We start from the raw sequence: 8,001 nt of genomic DNA, 5'->3' as shown, positions 1-8,001 counted from the left end.
TCCTGTAAAGACAGGCAATAACGGCTAATTATCGGATAGAAATCCCCGGTTTTCTATCCGATAAAAATTGCCAACAAAAAACCCGCCTTGTGCGGGTTTTCTGGTTTTATAGGAAATTAAATGGCCTGCGCTGACGATGTATATAGCTGGAATAGTGGCACATTAAGATTTTGTAGCAGAAACCAAAAATAACATTGGGCGCTCTTTTTCTTCATCCAATGCCGGTTGTTCTGCAATTTGCTGCGCCGTAGGCCCCCATTCTTCAAGGCGATGTAGAGTAAAGCCGGCGTCTATCAAGAGATTAATATAAGTGGCTAACGTACGATGCTGCTTAATCACTCCGTCTGCCAGCCAATTGGTGACGCGGTTGCCTTCGGCCTGATAATGATTAACCGGCCATGATCTTTGGCCTTTATCATCAGTTAACCAACCCTGCTGGATCGGTGCGCTAAAAATAGGGTGTTCGGCAGAGAAAACAAATTTCCCACCGGGTTTAAGAGAGCGAAAAATCGTGTCGAACAGTGCCGATAGATTAACGACATAATGCAAAGCTAATGAGCTATAGACTAAATCGTAGTTATTTTCCGGTAATTTAAGTTGTTCCAGATCCTCACGGCAGTAGCTTATTTTGCTGTCGTCGGTCATTTCATTGGCCTTGGCCAGCATTTTGGCGGAAACATCAATACCTTTAACTTCCCGAGCACCTTGCTCGCGGGCATAACGGCAGAACCAACCGTAGCCGCAACCTAAATCAATAACGTTAAGATCGTGTAGGTCGGGTAGCATTTTGGCAATCGATGGCCATTCTGGTGCGCCGTTTAACCCCTGAGTTGAACGATTCAATTGTGCGTAGCCAGCGAAAAATGCCGGGTTATCATAAATATTCTGAGCCATATCTGCTCCAAAAGTCGTTAGGATAAACTGAAGTTTATTATTAAGGCGTTTTTCCAGGGCAGTTTAACAAGAGGATTTTAATCTTAATGCACTGCGCCAGTGGGAAAATAAGGATAGCGCCGAAACAGACGGCGCTATCTGAGTAATAGGCTTTTTAGGATTTCAGTAGAGGTCAAAAGACGCAAACTGAAGGCTTACCAGCCAAAGCGAGCGCCACCGTCGGTAGAGTTGTCCTGTTGACCGCGTTGTTGAACCTGCTGCATTCGACGGTCAGTCTGGCCTTTTTCATTTATCACATGGCCAGAACTCATATATTTACCACGACATTCTGCTGAGGTCTTATCGTGACACTGATAGTAAGAATCAGCATCGGAAGAGCTTGAACATCCGGCAACTAATGTGGCGCAAGCCAGCAAAAAAACTATTTTCAAGTCCATTCATTTCCCCTTAAATTCCGTTTACCTTATTGTTGCTCAGTAAAGATAAATATATCAGCAACGAGAATAATATTACCTCCAGTTTGCATTGAAATCTATTATTGATGATTAGTAACGGATTTATCTCGCGGAACTATTACGCTATTTGAACGCGCAATCACAGCCCCTATGGGCACAATAGGGCAATATACTTTGGTACGACGACATTGACATTATAGAAAGGGGCGTTTATGCAAGTGAGACAAGCCAGAGTAGAAGAAGCCGAGGCGCTATGGGCGCTAAGAAATAATGCCCTTAGGAGTGGCTGTCGGAACGTTTATGATCAGGCCACGCTTGCGGCTTTTACGCCAGATGTCATGCCATCGGGATTTCCTCCGGTCATCATGGCCAATCCATTTTTTGTTATAGATGATGAAGCAGGGATCTGTCCCGTTGGTTCAGGCTTTCTCGATCTTAAAAATCATTCTGTGGAAGCGGTATTTACGCGGGATACCTATCAGGGAAAAGGCGTGGGTTCACGGATACTGGATGCTATTAAACAGGAGGCTATTGCCCGCGGTATTAATACCCTGAGGCTTTCCTCAACCCCCAACGCTTTGGCATTTTATTTACGCCATGATTTTAATTTGCTGCGTGAGGGCGAGTATTTTTCACCGTCAGCGCAAAAATATTTGCAGTGTTTTGAGATGGAATGGCGGCGATAAAAATTGAATTAAGCTAAATGCTACATTTTGCCCTTTGAACAGGCGTTTGAGCTAGGGAGTTAAATTCCTCAGCGCCGTGTCTGTCACTAAAAAATGTAGAGATAAAGGGGTTTAACACTGCCATATCCAAAATTTTTATTCTTTTATTGTCAATTGATTAGAGCAGTTTTGGCAGCAGACTGGTTAATCAACTAATCATATTGCTTAAATAGACGATTTGGCATATACACTCACGCAATTTTATAAATTATTAAAAATTGCTGAGCGCTAAGGCTGATTGTTAAATGAAAAGTATAGGGATAGCCATATTAACCGGGATGTTGACGTTGGGAAGCGGTGCTCAGGCAGCTGAAACTCAATCTTACTTCTTCGATGGCAAAATGCTGGCTCACCCGGTTATTTATGGTGCCAGAGAAGGCACCGCCGTGATCGCCTTTATTAAAGAGGCCAATGGGGTTAACGGATATTATTGTCTGTGTGAGGACGAAGCTAACCCGGATCCTACACAGCGTACGCTGGATCGTTTTGGCCATGCCAGTATTGAGTCGGTCTTTTTCTTCGATATGGATAACGCTGGCCCGCTGACCTTGGTATTAAGTAAAACCGGCAAGGCCTATCAATTACGAGCTTATCGCTATTGGGAGAATGGTCGCGGTTTTGTTAAAGTCGATAAATTGCAGTCTGCCCTCGATAAGATTATCAGCAATCAAAAAGCGCCGACGGCGGTGATGATTAAAACCGCATTAGCTAAATTGACGCCATTCGACCTCGCTATAACTTACCAGCCGACCGGAATTGCGGAATTTGACGCGATCGATCATTTGCAGGGGAAATTGGTCAGCTACTTTAATGAAGACGAGCAACCCATACCTGAACCTAAAGATCTCTTCTCTACCGACGCGGTATTTTATAAAAAAACATACCAGCAAAAAGAAGGGCTTTTCCTGACTGTTACTTATATCCGCTGGGTATTTAGCGAAGAAGATGCGCGCCCAAGTTACCATATTGCCAGAATGAGCTGGGAAGCCGATCCTAAACAATATCGCGGTACTGAAGATGGCCCATATATTGTCTATCAAATGGGCGAAATTATGACACGCGGACAATATAAACAAGGGAAAGAAACCGGCGAATGGAGTATCAATAACGGCGAACAGGAGCAATTATTCGGCACTTATGTTTACGGCAAACGCCACGGTAAATGGAAAATCATCGGGCGTGAAGCAAGTCGCACCGGCATGATGGTGAACGACAAACGCGAAGGGCGTTGGGAAATTAGTGACGGTGAAGCCAGTGAAGACTATGGCCTAACGGGGTTCGATACTTTTGTTAACGATCGGCGTAATGGCCCAAGCGAGAGACAGTTTAAAGGGAAGATTACTGAGCAGGGAAACTACGTAAACGGTGAAAAAGAAGGTCACTGGCGAATGCCCGGAGCAGTCGGCAGCTATTTGCACGACCTCAGAACCGGCGATTGGCTTATTTTGACCGAAGACGGCGGTCGCGAAGAGCTAGTGCTGAGCAAAGGTCAAAGGGACGGGGCATATCGTAAATTTGATGCCAAAGGCCAACTGCGGGAATATTCTAATTATAAATCTGGTGAATTATCCGGTGATAAAGAAGTGTACAGCGAGCAAGGTAAATTACTGTCTCGTGGTACTTATGCACACGGACAACTAAACGGACGAGAAATTGTTTATTACGAAGATGGCGTGACGTTACGTGCAGATCGTGGATTTTTAAATGGAGAACTGCATGGCTCCTTCCGCTATAACTTCCCTAACGGTAAGCCTCAAGAAATTGCTGATTACATTCGCGGTAGAAATACCGGTATCCGTCAGGTATTCAATGAGAAAGGTGTATTGCTGATTGAGGCTAACATTTGCCAATTCAGTAATAGTTTTGAACAAAGCGGCTATTGCGGACATCAGCGCGAATTTAACCCCGATGGCAGTCCAGTGAGCGATAAAGATTATCTGTGGGGACGTCAGCAAACTAATAATAGCTGGTACCCCAACGGGCAGAAAAAAGATGAAACCCTGCTAGGTAAAAATGATTCGCGTATTCAGACTAGTTATTATCCGAACGGTCAGATTGAATGTCGCGTCCATCTGCAAGGTTTTGAAGCTTTTGTTCTCGAGGGGAAAGAGTATAAGGATAATCAGGGGGCTCATCGAGAGGGCGAAAATATCTGTTATTACCCAAATGGACAGGTAAAAAGCCGCGGAATCTATAAACAAGGCGTGGTTGTAGGGGGGTGCGAAACAAAGTTTGATGAAAGTGGTAAGCAAATTTCCCCCGGCCCGCAGGGGTGTCCTAAACATACCTGGGTTTACGAAAGCTAATTAAAGCTAACTATTGATACGAAGGGCGGCGTTTCGCCCAAATTTGCCTCTGGCATTTATCTTAGCAGTGATGCCTTATTTTTCGTGGCTCACTGCTAACGGATACCGAGAACGAATTCAGATGAATGGACACTCCTTTGATTGATCAAAATTATCAGCGCTGGTTATTGACGCTATCTGCGCCTTTGGTTGCCCTGAACCAGGAACAGGGGGCGGCCTATGATTGCCCTAAATTCTATCCTTTTGATACTACGGTAGATTTAACCGAGAGCTGGGGCGTGGATAATCGCGAGGAACTGATCGCTATGGTCGTTCGGATGACCGATGACGGCCACGCACCACATTTGGCAGGTTATTATCATATGTGGCATCGCTTTAGCCATAGGGAATGGCAGGATTACGTGGCTCAACGCACCGGGCGAGAGCAGGTTTGGCTCAATCTGGTCGCTGAGACGGCGGCAATTTGCGGTGAAGGAGGAATTCAGGCCTGGGATTTGGCTCGCGTCAGTTTTTTATGCCGCATTGGGCTGCTCAACCGTTGGATTAATGAAGAGGAAAATCTGTGGTTCCATACCCAATTTGCTTCACGCGCTAGGCATTATTACGGTGATTGGGAAAGTTATTATAACGCCTTTCTGATTGGCCGAGCCTATTGGTTAACGCAAGATAACGACACGCCGGAAACCCTGAATTTTGCCCTCAGTCAATGCAGCGGCACGGCGGCTAGCATGGAGTATGCCAGCGAATTGTATCTCACCCGAAACCCGACCTTTAAGCGCCTTCCGTGGCAAATCGAAATAATCGAAATAGAACGACCAGAATCTTTACAGGGAGTGAATCTGTGATGGAGACAAATTGCTGGGCACTGCTGGGCGTGGCTCCAACGGAAGATCAGGAGATTATTCAGGCGGCTTATCGTCAGCGTTTGCCTGACTTCCATCCGGAAAGCGATCCTGAAGGGTTTAAGCGACTGCGTGCGGCCTATGATGAGGCGCGCCGCTGGGCGGAGAAACCGGTGATTTCCCGTTCCCTGTGGAACCAGAATAATGTCACAGAGAGTGAACAACGGATAAGCGTCATCAATAATGAGTCAGATTCTGAAGAAGATGAGGACGACGACGACGATGAGTTTATCGATGAGGATTATCCGGCGATTCAACGTCTGCTGAGCGAATTCGATGAGCTATTAGTCAATCCGACCGAGCGCTATCAGCCGGAGAGCTGGCATCGTTTCATTTATCATCTTGATCAATACAGCGTGACAATAGTCGATCGTTTACGTTGGCCGCTGTTAGGGCGCGTTCACCAGGGGGCTGCGCTTTCCGCTAACTGTGTCCGGCTGCTGGCGGAACGTTTGCAATGGCGCAAGAGGCTAGATGAAATATCGTTACAAGCTGCGGCTGATATGGATGCATTTCTAAATCATATCTATCGTGAAGATATGTTCGATTTTTCCTTGCTGTCGTCGATGAGTTTGCCCGCACAGGTGGAAACTGTGGTTTATTTCCATCATGCGCGCCAGCTTTATTGGGAACAGCCTGCCGCGGCGTTACGGCGCTGGTTGTTGATGCCGGTAGCGATATTCTGGCCAGATTGTCAGCAATTATTACAGCAAATGGCTCGTTGGTTCAGTTTAGCCGAAATCCCCAGCCCGTGGCTGCGGGACCTTTGTCAGGCAAAACTGGCAGAATCTCCGCGAGATGCGGACTGGCTGTACCTGTGCGCTCGCCATGCCAATTTACTGGGCGACGGCGAGCAGGCGATAGCTCACTGGATGGCCTTGTATCAGTTAGATCAACATGCTGAAGCCGAGCAGGGCATGTTGTCCTGGTGTCGCCGCGAGCAGCCGGAAATGTTGCCATTGCTGATTCAGGCGTTGGATCGCCCCAGTTATCCGGCTGATACCTCGATGGAAATCGATGACGATGAGCAGCAATATCTGAGGCCGACCCAATCGATTCAGACGCAGGTGCGTTGGGGAAATGCATCGCAGCTGACGTTTTCTCCGCAAGGGGAAGCGCTGGTGAAATGGAAATCGGGCGCGCATCGGTTAGAGAGTATGTACCCGCATTTGCTGAATAATCGCGGTGAGAATGAGATCGACCGTTTGTATTGGCACGCCAGCATGTTAGCACTGGGGAACGAAGCGTTATTACAGGATATTCTGGATGAACCGCAGCCGGATTCGCCGCTGGCAGCCCTGATTTTACATGGATTACAGCGACAGGCTGCCCAACGATTGGATTGGCTAACACATTCCACAGTGATCGCCGGGTTAATTCATTGGCTGAATAGTCCGCAGGATCAACCAATGCCGTCAATATTGGGTCAGGAAACGGCGATCCGTCAGTGCCAAATGTGGTTGTGGCAATGGCGTCATTTACCTGCGTTGAATCTCGCACATTTATATGAAAGCGAGTTGTACCAGCCCAAACTGGAACCGATTAAGGATTGGCTCACATTCTTGTCTACAATGGATAAAATCGAGCTACCCGCGCCGCAAAATATTTCTCATCGTGATGATTTCCGTCAGGGTATCTTGCTGATATTGATGCTGGGATTTGCCGATGATCAAATGGCGACGATCTGTCAGGCTGATTCACGCCTTCTACCGCCGCAGCATTTGGCTTTTTCGCTGTTTCGAGCGTTTAAACGAGTCGATTTGACTCGGGGCAACGGGGTTGAGCAGTTAAAACATCAGTTACGCATGGAAGACCGGCTCCACTATCTTTGCTGGACGCATTTGCCGCTGACGGTGGATGATTATGTGGCTCACTATCAGTATTGCGCGCACGTTAGCGGTTGCGATTTTTATCAGGCTAAGTGGCAGTCTCTGATGGCGCAATCGCCGATGCCTCATAAATCATTGCTGTGGGCTTTCTTCTCCTACCACGGTGTGTATGATTATGTGGCAGCGTTGCAAGAGCAACAGACGGAAACCCGGGATGAAGCGGCGTTTAAAAAAATGATCGTGGATATCACGCCGCCGCATCTGGAATCTAAAACAGCGTTACTGAAGGAAAATCCACGCTTACTGAGTCTGGCTACCGGTAATTTCCGTTTTTATGACAACCCGGACTATCTGCCGGAACAATCATTGAGCGATGAATGGCTACTTTGGGCGCAAGATGAAGAGGAAGATCCGGCGCTGCGATTAACCGCCATTATGTTGGTACAATTAGGGCGAGAGCGTTTAGCCGGTTTCAAAAATGCGCCGCGTCAGGTGAGTCGCTTTTGGCAGTTCTGGCGTTTGAAAACGCGCCTGGGCCGCGGAGGATTAGTGAAGCAAGTGGCGGGTGGAACCCTGCTGATTAGCTTGGTTGGCGATATAGTGCTGCTGGATACTTTGCCTAATACGTTGCTACTTTCTGTCCTGATGGTGGGAAATCTGTTTAGCGGTCTGACTCGTCGCGCCAACGATCTCAATCAGGAATCCCCGCGCCTTCAGGCTTTGGTCAGTATGCTAACCCTATTCCCGTTGCTGCTGTTTTTCTTCGGTAAAAGTTATCCTGGATTTACCCATAGCGGGCCGCCAGCGGGCAATGGCGAATAACCGAGGGGAGGCACCGTCGCAGGTGCCTCCCGCGTTTTCGTCTCTGCTATCGCGGCATAGGGCTTAAG

General features: G+C 47.5%; 6 protein-coding genes. 4 read left to right on the top strand and 2 right to left on the bottom strand.

Annotated elements, in window-relative coordinates; all coding sequences use genetic code 11:
- Positions 1 to 162 precede the first annotated feature (162 nt).
- Together ACQ4OC_RS17945 and ACQ4OC_RS17940 are read right to left on the bottom strand one after the other, a co-directional pair.
- Positions 163 to 894, bottom strand: a complete 732-nt coding sequence (locus ACQ4OC_RS17945) for a class I SAM-dependent methyltransferase (RefSeq protein WP_064517879.1) — start codon at positions 892 to 894, stop codon at positions 163 to 165.
- Between the two features lie 194 nt (positions 895 to 1,088).
- Complete coding sequence (locus ACQ4OC_RS17940) at positions 1,089 to 1,331, bottom strand: hypothetical protein (RefSeq protein ID WP_064517882.1); 243 nt, start codon at positions 1,329 to 1,331, stop codon at positions 1,089 to 1,091.
- Positions 1,332 to 1,561: 230 nt separating this feature from the next.
- Here ACQ4OC_RS17940 and ACQ4OC_RS17935 point away from each other — a divergent pair, with 230 nt between their 5' ends.
- From ACQ4OC_RS17935 to ACQ4OC_RS17920, 4 genes are all read left to right on the top strand, one after another.
- Positions 1,562 to 2,035 carry a GNAT family N-acetyltransferase gene (locus ACQ4OC_RS17935; protein ID WP_430971474.1) on the top strand — a complete coding sequence of 158 codons (474 nt, stop codon included), beginning with the start codon at positions 1,562 to 1,564 and terminating at the stop codon, positions 2,033 to 2,035.
- A gap of 284 nt (positions 2,036 to 2,319) precedes the next feature.
- Positions 2,320 to 4,380: a hypothetical protein gene (locus ACQ4OC_RS17930; RefSeq protein WP_430971473.1), complete on the top strand. Its 2,061-nt coding sequence runs from the start codon at positions 2,320 to 2,322 to the stop codon at positions 4,378 to 4,380.
- 137 nt (positions 4,381 to 4,517) lie between these two features.
- On the top strand, positions 4,518 to 5,225 hold the full coding sequence (locus ACQ4OC_RS17925; RefSeq protein WP_235600989.1) for a DUF1266 domain-containing protein: 708 nt from the start codon (positions 4,518 to 4,520) through the stop codon (positions 5,223 to 5,225).
- A complete protein-coding gene (locus tag ACQ4OC_RS17920; protein WP_430971472.1) occupies positions 5,222 to 7,933 on the top strand; it encodes a hypothetical protein in 2,712 nt (903 codons plus the stop codon). Before ACQ4OC_RS17925 ends, ACQ4OC_RS17920 begins: the two co-directional genes overlap by 4 nt.
- Positions 7,934 to 8,001 lie beyond the last annotated feature (68 nt).

This window comes from Yersinia sp. J1, from assembly GCF_050586585.1.
In the GTDB taxonomy this organism is placed as follows: Bacteria; Pseudomonadota; Gammaproteobacteria; order Enterobacterales; family Enterobacteriaceae; genus Yersinia; species Yersinia entomophaga.
Note: the sequence above shows the minus strand (reverse complement) of the source record. Positions and strands in the feature narration are given on the sequence as shown.

Bases quoted from the DNA above. Each gene is read 5' to 3' on its own strand.
- ACQ4OC_RS17945 (WP_064517879.1), bottom strand. From the start codon at position 894: ATGGCTCAGAATATTTATGATAACCCGGCATTTTTCGCTGGCTACGCA.
- ACQ4OC_RS17930 (WP_430971473.1), top strand. From the start codon at position 2,320: ATGAAAAGTATAGGGATAGCCATATTAACCGGGATGTTGACGTTGGGA.
- ACQ4OC_RS17935 (WP_430971474.1), top strand. From the start codon at position 1,562: ATGCAAGTGAGACAAGCCAGAGTAGAAGAAGCCGAGGCGCTATGGGCG.
- ACQ4OC_RS17940 (WP_064517882.1), bottom strand. From the start codon at position 1,331: ATGGACTTGAAAATAGTTTTTTTGCTGGCTTGCGCCACATTAGTTGCC.